At 63.1% G+C, this 14573-nt stretch carries 11 protein-coding genes; 4 read left to right on the top strand and 7 right to left on the bottom strand.

The window, feature by feature from the left end:
* Window positions 1-66: 66 nt before the first annotated feature.
* Window positions 67-840, bottom strand: a complete 774-nt coding sequence (locus tag ACVNHC_RS08575) for a HugZ family pyridoxamine 5'-phosphate oxidase (RefSeq protein ID WP_457166990.1) — start codon at window positions 838-840, stop codon at window positions 67-69.
* A 227-nt stretch (window positions 841-1067) separates the two neighbouring features.
* Between ACVNHC_RS08575 and ACVNHC_RS08580 the strand changes: the two genes are divergently transcribed.
* Both ACVNHC_RS08580 and ACVNHC_RS08585 read left to right on the top strand, forming a co-directional pair.
* On the top strand, window positions 1068-1601 hold the full coding sequence (locus tag ACVNHC_RS08580; protein ID WP_058899330.1) for a BA14K family protein: 534 nt from the start codon (window positions 1068-1070) through the stop codon (window positions 1599-1601).
* 266 nt (window positions 1602-1867) lie between these two features.
* Window positions 1868-2506 carry a LysE family translocator gene (locus ACVNHC_RS08585; protein ID WP_162936399.1) on the top strand — a complete coding sequence of 213 codons (639 nt, stop codon included), beginning with the start codon at window positions 1868-1870 and terminating at the stop codon, window positions 2504-2506.
* A gap of 21 nt (window positions 2507-2527) precedes the next feature.
* On the opposite strand, the gene ACVNHC_RS08590 is transcribed toward ACVNHC_RS08585, so the two are convergent.
* Both ACVNHC_RS08590 and ACVNHC_RS08595 read right to left on the bottom strand, forming a co-directional pair.
* Window positions 2528-3598 (bottom strand): DUF2336 domain-containing protein, encoded by a 1071-nt coding sequence (locus tag ACVNHC_RS08590; protein ID WP_094463233.1) that lies wholly within the window; start codon window positions 3596-3598, stop codon window positions 2528-2530.
* Window positions 3599-4473: 875 nt separating this feature from the next.
* Window positions 4474-5076, bottom strand: a complete 603-nt coding sequence (locus ACVNHC_RS08595; protein ID WP_050474265.1) for an FMN-dependent NADH-azoreductase — start codon at window positions 5074-5076, stop codon at window positions 4474-4476.
* Window positions 5077-5355: 279 nt separating this feature from the next.
* Here ACVNHC_RS08595 and ACVNHC_RS08600 point away from each other — a divergent pair, with 279 nt between their 5' ends.
* On the top strand, window positions 5356-5676 hold the full coding sequence (locus ACVNHC_RS08600; RefSeq protein WP_200901781.1) for a hypothetical protein: 321 nt from the start codon (window positions 5356-5358) through the stop codon (window positions 5674-5676).
* Between the two features lie 56 nt (window positions 5677-5732).
* On the opposite strand, the gene metH is transcribed toward ACVNHC_RS08600, so the two are convergent.
* The 4 genes from metH to ACVNHC_RS08620 all read right to left on the bottom strand — a co-directional run bounded on the left by metH (window position 5733) and on the right by ACVNHC_RS08620 (window position 13250).
* Window positions 5733-9461 carry a methionine synthase gene (gene metH, locus ACVNHC_RS08605; RefSeq protein ID WP_457166991.1) on the bottom strand — a complete coding sequence of 1243 codons (3729 nt, stop codon included), beginning with the start codon at window positions 9459-9461 and terminating at the stop codon, window positions 5733-5735.
* Between the two features lie 444 nt (window positions 9462-9905).
* Window positions 9906-10820: a methylenetetrahydrofolate reductase [NAD(P)H] gene (gene metF, locus ACVNHC_RS08610; RefSeq protein ID WP_050474266.1), complete on the bottom strand. Its 915-nt coding sequence runs from the start codon at window positions 10818-10820 to the stop codon at window positions 9906-9908.
* Between the two features lies 1 nt (window position 10821).
* Complete coding sequence (locus ACVNHC_RS08615) at window positions 10822-11835, bottom strand: ArsR/SmtB family transcription factor (RefSeq protein ID WP_050474267.1); 1014 nt, start codon at window positions 11833-11835, stop codon at window positions 10822-10824.
* Window positions 11836-12164: 329 nt separating this feature from the next.
* Window positions 12165-13250, bottom strand: coding sequence for a DUF2336 domain-containing protein (locus tag ACVNHC_RS08620; RefSeq protein ID WP_457166992.1), 1086 nt, complete (start codon window positions 13248-13250; stop codon window positions 12165-12167).
* A 396-nt stretch (window positions 13251-13646) separates the two neighbouring features.
* Between ACVNHC_RS08620 and ACVNHC_RS08625 the strand changes: the two genes are divergently transcribed.
* Window positions 13647-14570, top strand: a complete 924-nt coding sequence (locus ACVNHC_RS08625; RefSeq protein ID WP_094463230.1) for a LysR substrate-binding domain-containing protein — start codon at window positions 13647-13649, stop codon at window positions 14568-14570.
* The last annotated feature ends 3 nt before the right edge of the window (window positions 14571-14573 follow it).

Consider the following 14573-nt stretch of genomic DNA (forward strand, 5'->3'; position numbering starts at 1 on the left):
GGGAATTGCAACACTTACGCAACAGTCATTTCAGGTTTCAGAAGGTCTCACAGCCATGGCAGGCCTTCAGGCCGGCGCCTTCGCCCGCGCCGCTTTGGCAAGCTCCACCAGCTTCTCACGCAGGGCCTTGGGCTCCGTCAGCGGTGTGTCGAACCACAGCCGGCAGGCACGGTCACCGGCCGCAAGATCGAGCCCCTCGGGATCAAGGCCCGTCAGGCGCCAGTTCGCCTTGGGCTGACCGCACAGAACCTGCGCATAAAGGGCAAGCGCATCCGCGTGGTCCTCATTCATGTGGGCGGCAGCACCCGCCTCCCAGCCAGACAGCGGCGCACAGAGTTCCACCGGCAGCACGAGATCTGCCGCACTCAGCGCATAGGCCTTGCCGAAGCCGCCGTTGAGGCTGGCCCGTGCCACTTCCAGCCGGAAGAAGCTCATGTCCGGGAAGTCCACGTAAAGCTCGGCCTTCGGATGGCGGGCGAGATGGCGGCGGCGGGCCTCGTCATGATCCGGCGAGCCGCGTTCAATCTCCCGCGCCACGGCCATCACCGTCATGCGCGGATGGGCCAGCGGATCGCCCTTGCCGGGCTCTCCCACAAGCAGCGAGCAGCGGCCGTCTGCCTGCATGGCCGGTTTGTGAGCCGCGAGTTTTGAGGCAAGCACGACCGGCGTTCCATCCATGGCGGCAACAGGTGTCACCCGCGAGACCAGCGGATGGCCGGTCCCCACCTCCAGAACACCGAGGGCGGCATGGCGTGCGAGGCGCAGCAGTGAGCGGGCCTGACGGCGCACCTCATCATCCACCTCTTGAAGAAGAGCTTTTTCCTTTCCGGCTTCAGTCACCAGAGTTCTCCGAACAGCAATCTCCCTCCCCGCCATTCTATCCGCCCGGCCGCCAAAAGACAGCCCCGGCCGTTCCGTAAAGCCGCCGCTGCAGCCGTTGCCAACATGAACGGCAGATGAACGGGCATCTCAGAGTGCATTCAGCCCCCCCATGGCAAATTGGCACCATCGGAACACAGAGGAACGGGCCACACGGATCGAGCCCCCTCACGCGAAGGAGACGGAAGATGAACACCCTGACCAAGCGCATTCTGACTGCCGCCCTTTCGGCCAGTCTGCTGGCGCCGCTGGCAACCGGCGCGCAAGCGGGCGGCTGGGGTGACCGGCACGGCGGCTGGGGCCATGGCCGCGGCTTCGAGCGCGGATATGACCGCGGCTACGACCGGGGCTGGGAAGACCGCAACCGGGTTGAGCGGGGCCGGGACCGGCACGAGGAGCGCGGCCGCAAGCGCAACAACACGGACGCTGCCCTTGCTGCCGGTGTGATCGGCCTTGCCGCCGGAGCCATCCTTCTGGGCACCATGAGCGGCGGCGCCAGCGCCTCCACGCCTCCCCCGGCCTATTACCCGCCGGCTCATGCTCCCATTCCGGCTCCTGGCCCGGTCTATGGCGCACCGGTCTATGGTGCACCTCAGGCATCGCCCGGCTATCTGCCGTGGAGCCCGGCCTGGTACGACTACTGCAGCTCGCGCTACCGCAGCTTCAACCCGCGCACGGGTACCTTCACGACCCATGGAGGCGAGCAGCGCTTCTGCCAGTAATACCAAGGCTTTCGATGCTGACGCATCGCGCCTTGAAGTTGCTCAGGCGCCGCACGGGCTTGACCGGCTCTTGATGAGTCAAGCTCATCGAGAGCCGGTATAACACGGACCGTCAGTCCAATCCCCAGAGGGAGCCCACACTGCGGGCTCCCTTTCTTTTTTCTGTCAGACACCGTCAGCCCCACAATCCCACTTGCAAAGTGCCCTGCGCCGTGGCTGGCTTCTCCCGCTGGCGGAAGCCGGGCATGTTTCGGAAGGATTGTGGAATGACGATTGAACTCTACATCGCCTATGTGGCGGCCACTCTCGTTGTGCTCGCCATTCCCGGGCCAACCATCCTGCTGGTGATCAGCTACGCCCTGTCGCATGGCCGCAAATCGACCGGGGCCTGCGTCCTGGGTGTCGCCCTGGGAGATGCAACAGCGGCCACCGCCTCACTGCTGGGCCTCGGCGCTGTTCTGGCCGCCTCCGCTACCGCTTTCACCGTGCTGAAATGGGCCGGAGCGCTCTATCTGCTGTGGCTCGGCATCAAGATGTGGCGGCAGCCGCCGTTCATTCCTGCAGCGGATCAGATTGACATGGCAGCACCCGCCATGGAGCCGCGCAAGATCTTCTGGAACACCTATGTGGTGACGAGCCTCAATCCGAAGGGCATCGCCTTCTTCATAGCCTTCCTGCCGCATTTCATCGCCCCTGCCGCCCCGGTGGCGCCGCAGCTGGTGCTGATGGGCGTGACCTTCGTGGTGCTGGGCGCCTTGAACGCGGGTGTCTATGCGCTCGCCGCCTCTGCCCTGCGCAAGCAGATCCGCAAGCCCTCGCTGATGAAAGCCCTCAACCGGCTTGGCGGTTCCCTGCTGATTGGCGCTGCGGCCATGACGGCCGCCCTGCGCCGGGCTGCAGCCTGATCTGAGGCGTCACGTCCCTCGTCAGGATGCCTTTTTCGCGCGCTCCCGGATCACGGCGAGCGCGCGCATCGCTTCAGCCCTCTGCATGCGGCCATAGCGCAGGAAGGCATCGTTGATCTCCTGACCGCTCATCTTCAGCCGCTGGGCCCGCAGCTTGACGATGTTCTTGTAGGCATTGTCCGTCACCCCGTTGGCGCGGCACAGGATGATCAGCGGTGCATCATCCGTGTTGAAGACCACCCGGGCCACCATCGCCGTGGGCAGTTCGCTCACCTCCGCCAGCAGATGGGCAAGGTCCACAGGACGGTCCGTCTTGGAAAACTGGTTGACCGCATCGTCAATCGGGCGGCGGCGGGCCTTCACGTCGTCAATCAGCATCTTCGCACGCGACTGGGCGCTGCCCAGATCACGCACCTGAGCCTGCACCTCCTGCGCGGCCCGCTCCGCCAGGATCTGCACCAGCGTTCCATCTCCCCCCAGATCAAGGATACGCTTCTTCAGCTCCTCGGAGAGGTAGGGCACGAGATTGCGGGCGCCCTCGGCCGGAAGATCCTCGCGGCCGATCAGCGCTTCCTGGATCATCGGATGATGCCGGGCCTTTTCCAAGAGCATTTCAAAGGCATTGGCGGTGAACCGGGCCTGCTCGTTGCCGGCGACCGTTGCCAGAACCTCGGTGTTTCCCCGGCTTACGATGACGCTTGTCACCGCCTCGTTCAGGGGCCGCCGGTCTGCGATGACGCCCAGATGATCCATGCTGCCAGTCTCGGCAAGGGACACAAGATCATCGGTGGTCAAAACCGGTGAACCGGCCAGAACCGGCGCCGCAACGTTAATCCGGTCTGCTGCAAGCGACATGATCAAGTCACGGGGGGCGGCCTCGGCCTCGCAGATGCGCACGGCCAGCGCCATGCGGGCTTCTTCCTCAAGCTTGCCGATCACCTTGAGCACGATATCGCCGAACAGCAGGCTGATATGGTCGACCTGATCCGATGCGGCGGTCATGAACATGTCCGTCACCGCATCGACGAGCGCACGCCGGCCTTCCGGGGTGTTATCCCTCGCAAGTTCCGCCAGCCTGCCGAGATTTTGCATTTTTGCCCGCCCAAAGCATGCATCAGATCAAGAAACTACATTTTGCAGAACTTGTTACCTTTTTATTAAGGTGATGATAATTCTTACAAATAGATTTTCAACCACAAATATTTATCTTGCCGCACCTGTGTCTCGATAAATCGGCCCTGCACCCTTGCCAAACACAGCGCCAGCGCTCCCCAGCGCCATGCACAGCCTATAGGCAGGACTACGGTCCCGGCAGGCAATCCCAGTCAGACAAGAACTGCCATTCATGCGCGCAATCAACGGCTTACATCTTTGAATCAGAGAAATTACGCAACGGCTTTTGCAGTGCAGCACATTTTCTGCTTTGCGCAGGCGGCCACCTTGCCTACATTAATGAACGTGCAGGAAAGGACATCGGGAGGCAAAACAATGTCGATTGTCCGCAATCTTGACGTGATAGCAGTCTGTGCAGCTTTCGTCTTCCTGGGCGCCATTGTGATCGGCGCACTGTAGGAGACTTGGAGGACTGCAGATCTGATGCTGGCTGGGTAGAAGATATGCATCAGATGGAAATCCGGCAGGCCGGAGCAACCGGCAGCCGCGCTGGAAAAGCGTAACCAGAAAATATCAGGGATCCAGTTGGAGCGCCCGCAGGATGATGATCCGGCGGGCGTTTTATATCAAGGCGCCGAGACGCTGACGCAGCGCTGCTTGAAGGTGCTCAAGCGCCGCACGGGCTTAACCACCTCCCGATGACGCAGGCTCATCGGGAGGTGGTATCCTGTCAGGACCTCCGGATGCCGGGACAGCAGACCGGCCGCCCGGATCAGAGGCGCGGCCCTGAAACAACACAGCCGCCCCTTCGGGCGGCTGCGGAACTCTGCCTTGGGCTAAAGTTTTGCCTGAACTCAGGCGGCCTTGGCGACGAGAGCGTCGATGGCCTCGTTCGCAGCCTTGATGCTGCCCTCAGCGTCCATGGCCAGCTTGTCGGCCGCCACGACTTCCACATCGGTGATGCCGAGGAAGCCGAAGACGTGACGCAGATAGGTGGTGGCATAGTCATAGGACGAGCCGACCGGCGTGCCGCCAGAAGCTGCAACGATATAGGCCTTCTTGCCCTTCAGCAGGCCTTCCGGACCGGCTTCGGTGTACTGGAAGGTTTCGCGGGCGCGGGCCACCAGATCGATCCAGGACTTCAGCGAGGCCGGAATGCCGAAATTGTAGACCGGAGCGGCGATGACGATCACGTCAGCAGCCTTCAGTTCGGCAACGAGGCTGTCGGACAGGGCAAGCTTTGCCTTCTGTTCATCGGTGCGGGCTGCCGGATCGGTGAAGTTGGCGCCGATCCACTCTTCGTCAACCAGCGGGAAGCCGGCGGCCACATCGCGGGTCACGGTCTTGGCGCCAGCGATCTTGGCAGCAAGGCCGTTCACCAGCTTTTCGGTGAGATCGCGGGTCGCAGAGCCTGCCTTGCGGGCGGAAGCGTCAATCTTGAGAATGGTCTTGGACATGAATGCTCTCCTTCGAGATGAAGTGCCGGGGAGGTGAAGCACCGGTTGTTCGTCGGCCTACACATAAACCCGCATCCCCCGGAGAACTAGGCCACAGCCGGTGAACAGTCTGTTCGGGTCATCGTGAAACCCCGGCCTGAAGCCGCCGCGCTCGAAGCTGCGGCTGAGCAATCTCAAGGCGTGATCCGTCAGCGCCGAAAGCCTTGGTATGACAGGTTCACACCGCCCTCCGCGCTGCGTCCTCCTTCTTGCCAGTCACCTCTGACAAGGAGCAATTCCATGACTACGATTTGGGGCGTTGTGAACGCCAACGGCACCATCGCATCCGGCAGCGGCGGTGAGGGAGACTATGATTTCGCCGTCATCAACGAAGGGCCGGGGATCTACCAGATCTCGTTCAACGGCAATTTTGCCGGCCTGCCGGCCATCACCGGCTCGCAGGTGATGTGGGGCACCATGAGCGAAAGCCCGCTCGACAACGTGGTCTTCCCCTACCTCACGGCCGCCAGCGCCACAGCCATCACCGGCGCCTCGAATGGCGCACCGCAAAACCGCAGCTTCTCCTTCATCGCCATGGGCGAGTCGTCCAGCGGCCGCTGAAAACGCACAAGGGGCAGGCAGCAGAATGGTGCCGCCTGCCTCTCAGATGCCGTGCCTCACTCGGCCGCAGCGCGGCGGCGGGGGTCGTAGTTGAGGATCGGAGCAAGCCAGCGCTCGGCATAGGCGAGGTCCCAGCCCTTGCGCTGCGCGTAGTCTTCCACCTGATCGTGCTCGATCTTGCCGACGCCGAAATAATGGCTGTCCGGGTGGCTGAAGTAGAGGCCAGAGACAGAAGAGCCCGGCCACATGGCGTAGCTTTCCGTCAGGTTGATGCCGGTCGCCTCTTCCGCGCCGAGCAGATCGAACAGCGTGCGCTTTTCGGTGTGGTCCGGCTGGGCCGGATAGCCCGGCGCCGGGCGGATGCCCTGATATTTCTCCTCGATCAGCTCCTCATTGCTGAGGGTCTCATCCGCCGCATAGCCCCACAGGTCCTTGCGGACGATCTGGTGCAGCTTCTCGGCAAAGGCTTCCGCAAGGCGGTCGGCCAGCGCCTGGCTGAGGATCTTGTTGTAGTCATCGCCCGCCCTGGCATAGCGGGCGGCAAGGTCATCCTCGCCGTGACCGGTGGTGACGGCAAAGCCGCCCACCCAGTCGGCAACGCCGGAGCCTTCCGGCGCCACGAAGTCGGACAGGGCCACATTGGCCCGCCCGCCTGCCGTGCGGGCCATCTGCTGGCGCAGGGTGTAGAAGGTGGCGACCGGGCTCGTGCGGTCCTCGCTGCCAAAGAGCAGGATGTCATCGCCGCGCGCCTGTGCAGGCCACAGGCCCGCAACGCCCCGCGCCGTCAGCAGCTTGCCTTCCACGATCTCGTCCAGCATGCGCCGGGCATCATCGTAGAGCGCCTTGGCTGCCGGGCCGTAGCGGTTGTCGGTCAGCACCGCCGGATAACGGCCCTTGATCTCCCAGGTGGAGAAGAAGGGCGTCCAGTCGATCAAGGGCACCAGCTCTTCCAGCGGGAAATTGTCGAAGCGGGTGATGCCCGGCTTGCGCGGTGCCTGCGGCTTGCGGGTGAAGTCGCAGGTGAAGGCGTTGGCTCTTGCATCAACGATGGACACGCGCGCGCCGGAACCGCGGGCGTTGGCATGCGCCTCTGCAATCTCGGCATATTCGGTACGGACTTCGGCGTAATAGGGATCACGCTGGCCTTCGCTCATCAGGCGCGAGGCGACGCCCACGGCGCGGCCGGCATCGGTCACGTAGATCGCCTGTCCCCGGGCATAGTTCGGGTGGATCTTTACCGCCGTATGGATGCGGCTGGTGGTGGCCCCGCCGATCAGCAGCGGCACATCCAGCCCCTCGCGCTCCAGCTCCGCCGCCACGTGGCACATCTCGTCGAGGGACGGGGTGATGAGGCCGGACAGGCCGATGATATCCACCTTCTCCGCCTTGGCCGTCTCCAGGATCTTCGTGGCAGGCACCATGACGCCGAGGTCGATCACCTCGAAATTGTTGCACTGGAGCACGACGCCGACGATGTTCTTGCCGATGTCATGCACGTCGCCCTTCACCGTCGCCATCAGGATCTTGCCCGCAGAGGACGAGCCCTCGAGGCCGGAGAGGCGCTTTTCCTCTTCCATGAAGGGCATCAGATAGGCCACGGCCTTCTTCATCACGCGGGCAGACTTCACGACCTGCGGCAGGAACATCTTGCCCGCACCGAAGAGGTCACCCACCACATTCATGCCGTCCATCAGCGGGCCTTCGATCACATGGAGTGGACGCTCCACCGTCTGGCGGGCGGCTTCCGTATCCTCAACCACGTAATCGTCGATGCCGTTGACCAGCGCATGCTCCAGCCGCTTGGCCACGGGCCACTCGCGCCAGCTGAGATCAGCCTCACGCTTCTTGCCGCCCTCGCCTTTCCAGCGCTCGGCCGCCTCCAGCATACGGTCCGTCGCTTCCGGCGAGCGGTTGAGCACCACGTCCTCGCACAGGTCCCGCAGTTCCTTGTCGAGGTCGTCATAGATGGCGAGCTGACCGGCGTTGACGATGCCCATGTCCATGCCGCGCTTGATGGCGTGGTAGAGGAACACCGAGTGCATCGCCTCGCGCACGCCCTCATTGCCACGGAAGGAGAAGGAGAGGTTCGACACGCCGCCCGACACATGGGCGTGGGGCAGGTTCTCGCGGATCCAGCCCGTCGCCTCGATGAAATCGACGCCATAGTTGTTGTGCTCCTCGATGCCGGTGGCCACCGCGAAGATGTTCGGATCGAAGATGATGTCTTCCGGCGCAAAACCGGCCTTTTCCGTCAGCACCTTGTAGGAGCGGGCGCAGATTTCCGTCTTGCGCTCGAAGGTGTCGGCCTGGCCCTTCTCGTCAAAGGCCATCACCACCACAGCCGCGCCATAACGGCGCACGAGCTTGGCCTGCGCCAGAAACGCCTCCTCGCCTTCCTTCAGCGAGATGGAGTTGACGATGGGCTTGCCCTGCACGCATTTGAGGCCCGCCTCGATGACGGTCCACTTGGAGCTGTCGATCATCACCGGCACGCGGGCAATGTCCGGCTCGGCAGCGATGAGGTTGAGGAAGGTGACCATGGCGGCTTCCGAGTCCAGAAGCCCCTCGTCCATATTCACGTCGATGATCTGCGCGCCGCTTTCCACCTGCTGGCGGGCCACATCCAGCGCCGCCGAATAGTCGCCTTCCTTCACCAGCTTGCGGAAGCGGGCGGAGCCGGTGACGTTGGTGCGCTCGCCGACGTTGACGAAGTTGATTTCCGGCGTCAGCACGAAAGGCTCAAGGCCGGACAGGCGCATCAGGCGCGGCACATCGGGCAGGACGCGCGGCGCTTTGTCCGCCACGGCTTCAGCGATGGCACGGATATGCGCCGGTGTTGTGCCGCAACAGCCGCCGACGATATTGACGAGGCCGGAAGCGGCAAACTCGCCCACGAGACCCGCCATATGCTCCGGGCTCTCGTCATATTCGCCGAATTCGTTGGGCAGGCCCGCGTTCGGATAGGCGCAGACCAGCGTATCGGAAATACGGGCAAGATCAGCCACATGGGCGCGCATTTCCTTGGCACCCAGCGCACAGTTGAGGCCGATGGAGAAGGGCTGCGAGTGGCGGACGGAATACCAGAAGGCTTCCGCCGTCTGACCGGACAGGGTGCGGCCCGAAAGATCGGTGATCGTGCCGGAGATCATCACCGGCAGGCGGACGCCCTTTTCCTCGAACACCTCATCAATGGCAAAGAGCGCGGCCTTGGCATTGAGCGTGTCGAAGATGGTCTCGACCAGCATGATGTCTGCGCCGCCCTCGATGAGGCCGCGGGCAGCCTCGGCATAGGCCTTGCGCAGATCGTCGAAGCTCACGGCGCGGTAGCCGGGGTTGTTCACATCCGGCGAGATGGAGGCGGTGCGGTTGGTCGGGCCGATGGCACCGGCCACGAAGCGCGGGCGCGACGGGTCTTTGGCGGTCACCAGATCGCAGGCCTCGCGGGCAAGGCGGGCGCTCTCGAAATTCAGCTCATAGGCCAGCGCCTCCATGCCGTAATCGGCCTGGGCGATGGTGGTGGAGGAGAAGGTGTTGGTTTCAACGATGTCCGCCCCGGCCTCCAGATAGGCCACATGGATGGCGCGGATATCATCCGGGCGCGTCAGGCTCAGAAGATCGTTGTTGCCCTTGAGGTCCTGAGGCCAATCGGCAAAGCGGCTGCCCCGGAAGGCCTCCTCATCCAGCTTCAGCGTCTGGATCTCCGTACCCATGGCGCCATCCAGCACAAGAATGCGCTTGGCGGCGGCAGCGTGGAGGCGGTCGAAAACGTCAGACTTCTTCAGCATGGATGTGATCCGGTTCCTGTCACACAAAAGGTCCGCCACGCGGACCTGAAGTTCATTCCCGTCCGGCGCAGACCTTCCGCTCCGCGCCTGACATGTTCGAGAGCGCCCTTCCCGGCAAGCGGTCAGGCACATGTTCGAGGTCTACTACATGCACACATCCCGTCTGAAACCGTTAAGGTCATGGCGGAGGGTGGCAGTTTCGTTTCGATATCCCGGCGTCTCAGCCCCCCTCCCCCTGGTGGGGAGGGGTGAGGGGCGGGGGAGAACCTCTCCTCTCGGCACGAAGTTTGAAGATCTCCGCCGCCCCCTCACAAGACTGGTTAGGAAACCTGAGCCCCAGACACTTTCAGGCTCAGAGCCCCCCACCCCTTACCCCTCCCCACCAGGGGGAGGGGAGCGGAGAGACCTCAATACATAATAAATGCCTCACTGCGGGCCAGGCCCTCACGCCACCTGACGTGCCGTCTCGCCCTGCCCAAGCCCCAGCATGTGGCAGAGGGCGAAGGTCAGTTCGGCGCGGTTCATGGTGTAGAAATGGAAGTCGCTGATGCCACGGTCGACGAGATCCATCACCTGCTCATAGGCAACAGCTGCTCCGACAAGCTTGCGGGTTTCAGCGTCATCATCAAGGCCGGCAAAGCGCCGGGAGAGCCAGTCCGGAATGGTGGTTCCGCAGCCCGACGAGAACTTCACCACCTGATCGAAGTTCAGGATCGGCAGGATGCCCGGCACCACCGGAATGGAGAGGCCCGCCTTGGCGATACGCTCCAGATAGGCTTCGAACAGATTGTTGTCGAAGAAATACTGGGTGATGACGCGGCTCGCGCCAGCATCGATCTTGCGCTTCAGGTTGTCGATCTCGACCTGCCAGTCCGTGCTTTCGGGATGGCGTTCCGGGTAACCGGAGACGGAAATCTCGAAATCACCGATGGCCTTGATCCCGGCCACCAGATCACTGGCGTAGGCATAGCCGTCCTCACGCGGCACATAAGCCGTGCCGACACCCTCCTGCGGGTCACCGCGCAGGGCCACGATGTGGCGCACGCCGAGATCCCAGTAATCCTGCACCACCGCGTCCACATCCGCGCGGGATGCCCCGACGCAGGTGAGATGGGCTGCCGGAAGCATCGGCGTTTCCTTGAGGATGCGCTCCACCGTGCGGTGGGTCCGCTCACGGGTGGAGCCGCCCGCGCCATAGGTGACCGATACGAAGGAAGGCGACAGGGTCTCAAGCTTCTGGATGGTCGACCACAGGGTCGCTTCCATCTTGTCCGTCTTCGGCGGGAAGAACTCGAAGGACACCTTGACCGGTGCGCTCTCGCTGCTGTGCGAACGGCGGGCGTCGGTGGAAGTGGACATGTTACGCAACCTCGCGGGTTAGATCGGCGAGCGGCAGGTCCGTCACGACCCTCGGGTCGCGCGCCAGCCACAGGGTGACAGTCAGTGCTGAATGATTGCCTGCAGATGCAGGCACAAGATCGGTGACGTCTTCCACGTCGAGCCCAAGCCCCTGCAGCCAGCGGCCCATCTGCTCGCGGGAGAAGCCGAGACGGCGGTGGGCATGCTCCTCGCGCAGGAACTCAAGCTCATGCGGGGCAAAATCGACGATCATCAGACGCCCGCCGGGGCGCAGCGCACGGGCAGCCTCGGCAAGGGCACGGGCCGGATCGTCCAGGAAATGCAGCACCTGGTGCACCGCCACCACATCAAAGGAAGCCGGCGGCACATTGAGGGCGTAGATATCGCCATGGCGCACCTGCGCCTGTGTCAGCCCCTGCCCTGCCAGATTGGCGCGGGCGACGGCCAGCATGTCATGCGAGGCATCGACGCCCAGCGCCGTGGTGTAAAGCGGGGCAAACAGCTCGAGCAGACGGCCGGTGCCGGTGCCAAGATCCAGGAAAGACTGGAACGGCTTGTTGCCCAGCGCCCGGAGCATCGCTGCTTCCACATCGCGCTCGGCCACATGCAGCGAGCGCTCCTGATCCCACACCTGCGCCTTGGCGGCGAAATAGGCAGCCGCCTCTTCGGCCTTGGCCTTGCGCAACGCATCGAAGCGGGCCGCATCGGCTTCCAGCACATCATCGGACGGCGTGAGCCGGGCGACGAGATCCCGGGCCAGATCCCCGGCAGCGTCTTCCGCCAGCCGGTAGAACACCCAGGAGCCTTCCGGATAGCGGCGCACGAGGCCGGCCTCTGCCAAAAGCTTCAGATGCCGGGAGATGCGCGGCTGGCTCTGGCCGAGAATTGCCGTCGCATCCTTCACCGTCAGCTCGCTGCGGGCAAGCAGCGCCAGAAGCCGCAGACGGCTCGGCTCACCGGCCGCCCGCAGGCCCGACAACAGGTCTTCGATGGAGAGATGCTGATCGCCGCTCATGCCGTCCACACCATACCGCCGCAACCGGCGCTTCTTCATATAAAGATATCTTTATACCACGCCAGACGTACGTGCAAGCCCTGAGGCGCCTCATGTTCCGGCACAAGGTGAAGAAAGGCTTCATGTGAGGAATAAAATGAAGCACCGGACTCAGAGCATCAGCCGCCCCGGCCAAGTGATTCTGGCGACTCGTTATTCTGCCCCGCAAACGGCTTGATGCGGGCACGGGTCACGTCCATGTTCAAGCTTTGGCTCTTCCGCCAAATCCTTGAAAAAAGGCCCGGATCTCTTTCGAGCCGGGCCAGGTCAGCTTGAGGCGCTGTAGAAATTCAGTCTGCAGGAAGATCGGACCGCAGGGCAAAGCGCTGACGGGCGTCCTCAACCCGCATGGCGTCGAAGCGCGCCAGCGCCTGCGCGCGGGCCTGAACCGTGAGCCGGTGGCGCCAGGGGCCGACCTTCAGCAGGGTCGCCACCGTCAGTGACGACAGATTGTTGGCCTTGGCCACGATGAGGAAAGGCTCCACGTCAAGGCGGACCATCCAGTTGCTGGCCTCGGTGACGCTGACCTTGGTCAGGGAGGCGAAAGCCACCACGGCTTCGGCAAACCGGTCATCGGCTGCCAGCCAGCGCAGGCTGCTCTCGTTGAGGCGCCCGTCGCGCATCAGTGTCAGCACACGGGTGCGCGCCGCTTCAAAGTCGTAACGGCTCAGCCAGTAGTCATTCGACATGCGCTGTTCGGCAATGCGGGCGGCCTGCGGCAGTTGCTCCGCATCGGCCAGCGCACCGGCAATCACCAGCTTCTGGCGGACGGATTCGGTGGCCACTTCCACCAGCCGGGCGATATGCGCATCGGCAAGATCGCGGCGCTCGCTCAGCGCCAGCTGCAGGGCATGGTCCTCAGCCGCAGCATCCAGCAGCCCCTCGAACCCTTCCAGCGAGAACGCGGCCCCCGGGTTGGCGGCGACACGGCGCTTGACGCGGATGTCACCGCGGCGGACCAGAACGTCGGTGACTTCCTCGGACAGAACTTCACGCTGGGCGATGGCAAGGCGGTGGGCATTGCTGTTGACATCGGCAATCCCGGCGAGTTCGGGATCCTTCAGCACACTGGAACGGCGCAGCAGAGTTTCGGCGACTTCGATCTCATCGCCAGCCAGCTGGCGGATGGTGCGCTCGGGGCCCTTGCGAAGCTCCGCCAGCCGCTCGGCCACGAAGCGCCGGACCTCCACTTCCACCATGTTCACCAGCCGCAACAGGACCGAATCATATATGTCGACCTGTTCGTCGGAGCATTTGTCTGAGGTCAGAGAGAAGAGTACGGCAACATGACGGGCGAGTTCCGCCTTCCGGTCTGCGCTGGCTTCGGACGATAGTCCGCCAAAATTCACAAGCTCCGTCTGCAACGCTTCTGTCATCTCTCAACCCACATTCGAGGACACGCCAGCACTCTAATAGCGATTCTTGAAGATAAGAGTAACGCCAAAACGTATTCTCTAAGTATGTTTTACCAACTATCGTTTAAAATTTTAATCAACTCATTTTTCTTTGTTACTTCAACAATTTGAAGCTCAAGAGAACCAAAGTCACCCGATCACACCAGCCTGCGAAGCTTGCGCGAAGCTTGCCAAACGGGGCACGGGAGGGAAATTACGTAGCGTAATTTATTGATCAAATAAAAAAATGGGCGGCCCCAAAAGAACCGCCCAGTCTGGCACCAGTAGCTGGAAACTACTCACAGAGCCATGCTGGCGGAAATCGGACATCAGGTCCAATAGGATTGATTCGGCTTTTAAATAAGATAAACTGATCGCATGATCTCACTCCGCCAGCTTCGCTATCTCGACGCCCTCGCCACCCACCTGCATTTCCGCAAGGCGGCGGAGGCTGTCGCCGTCACACAGCCTGCCCTGTCCATGCAGATCAAGGAGCTGGAGGAAAGCCTGGGGGTCATGCTGGTCGAGCGGCGCTCCGGCCTTGCCCGGCTGACGCCGGAGGGCGAGGAAGTGGTCAGGCGCGGGCGGCGCATCCTCGCCGATGTGCGCGATCTGATGGACTACGCCCGCCACCGGGGCCAGCCACTCACCGGGCCGCTGCGTCTTGGCATCATCCCTTCGATCGCGCCCTATCTTCTGCCCCGCGTCCTGCCCAAGCTGCAGAGCGGCCATCCGGACCTGCGGCTGACCTTGCGCGAAACCCTGACGGATGTGCTGGTGCAGGAATTGATGGCCGGAGAACTGGACGCCATCATCGCCGCGCTGCCCCTCGGCCAGCCGGAACTGACCACCCTGCCCCTCTTTGAAGACCGCTTCCTTCTGGCGGTGCACAACACACCCGATCTCGACGAGCGGCGGCGGATCGGCATTGACGAGATCCGCCAGGAGGAACTGCTGCTGCTGGAGGAAGGGCATTGCCTGCGCGACCAGGCGCTCAACTACTGCCAGATCGTCACTTCCGGCCGCCGGTCCTCGCTGGGGGCGACCAGCCTTGCCACGGTGATGCAGATGGTCGCCGCCGGTTATGGCGTCACCCTGCTGCCGGAAATCTGCGCCGATGTGGAGGTGCGCGACGACCGCGTTGCCCTGCTCCGCTTTCAGGATCCCCAGCCTGCCCGCATGGTGGGCCTTGCCTGGCGGCGCACATCCCCGCGGCGGAAGGATTTCGAGATCCTGCGGGATACGCTGGCGGTCACACTCAGCGGGCTTGGCGTGGCTGCAACGCCGCTGGAAATTAGTTAGGCA

It is taken from the genome of Pannonibacter sp. Q-1 (assembly GCF_054073275.1).

Excerpts from the sequence above, each read along its gene's own strand:
- metF (WP_050474266.1), bottom strand. The coding sequence starts at position 10,820 with ATGTCCACTTCCACCGACGCCCGCCGTTCGCACAGCAGCGAGAGCGCA.
- ACVNHC_RS08600 (WP_200901781.1), top strand. The coding sequence starts at position 5,356 with ATGACTACGATTTGGGGCGTTGTGAACGCCAACGGCACCATCGCATCC.
- metH (WP_457166991.1), bottom strand. The coding sequence starts at position 9,461 with ATGCTGAAGAAGTCTGACGTTTTCGACCGCCTCCACGCTGCCGCCGCC.
- ACVNHC_RS08580 (WP_058899330.1), top strand. The coding sequence starts at position 1,068 with ATGAACACCCTGACCAAGCGCATTCTGACTGCCGCCCTTTCGGCCAGT.
- ACVNHC_RS08615 (WP_050474267.1), bottom strand. The coding sequence starts at position 11,835 with ATGAGCGGCGATCAGCATCTCTCCATCGAAGACCTGTTGTCGGGCCTG.
- ACVNHC_RS08595 (WP_050474265.1), bottom strand. The coding sequence starts at position 5,076 with ATGTCCAAGACCATTCTCAAGATTGACGCTTCCGCCCGCAAGGCAGGC.
- ACVNHC_RS08585 (WP_162936399.1), top strand. The coding sequence starts at position 1,868 with ATGACGATTGAACTCTACATCGCCTATGTGGCGGCCACTCTCGTTGTG.
- ACVNHC_RS08625 (WP_094463230.1), top strand. The coding sequence starts at position 13,647 with ATGATCTCACTCCGCCAGCTTCGCTATCTCGACGCCCTCGCCACCCAC.
- ACVNHC_RS08620 (WP_457166992.1), bottom strand. The coding sequence starts at position 13,250 with ATGACAGAAGCGTTGCAGACGGAGCTTGTGAATTTTGGCGGACTATCG.
- ACVNHC_RS08590 (WP_094463233.1), bottom strand. The coding sequence starts at position 3,598 with ATGCAAAATCTCGGCAGGCTGGCGGAACTTGCGAGGGATAACACCCCG.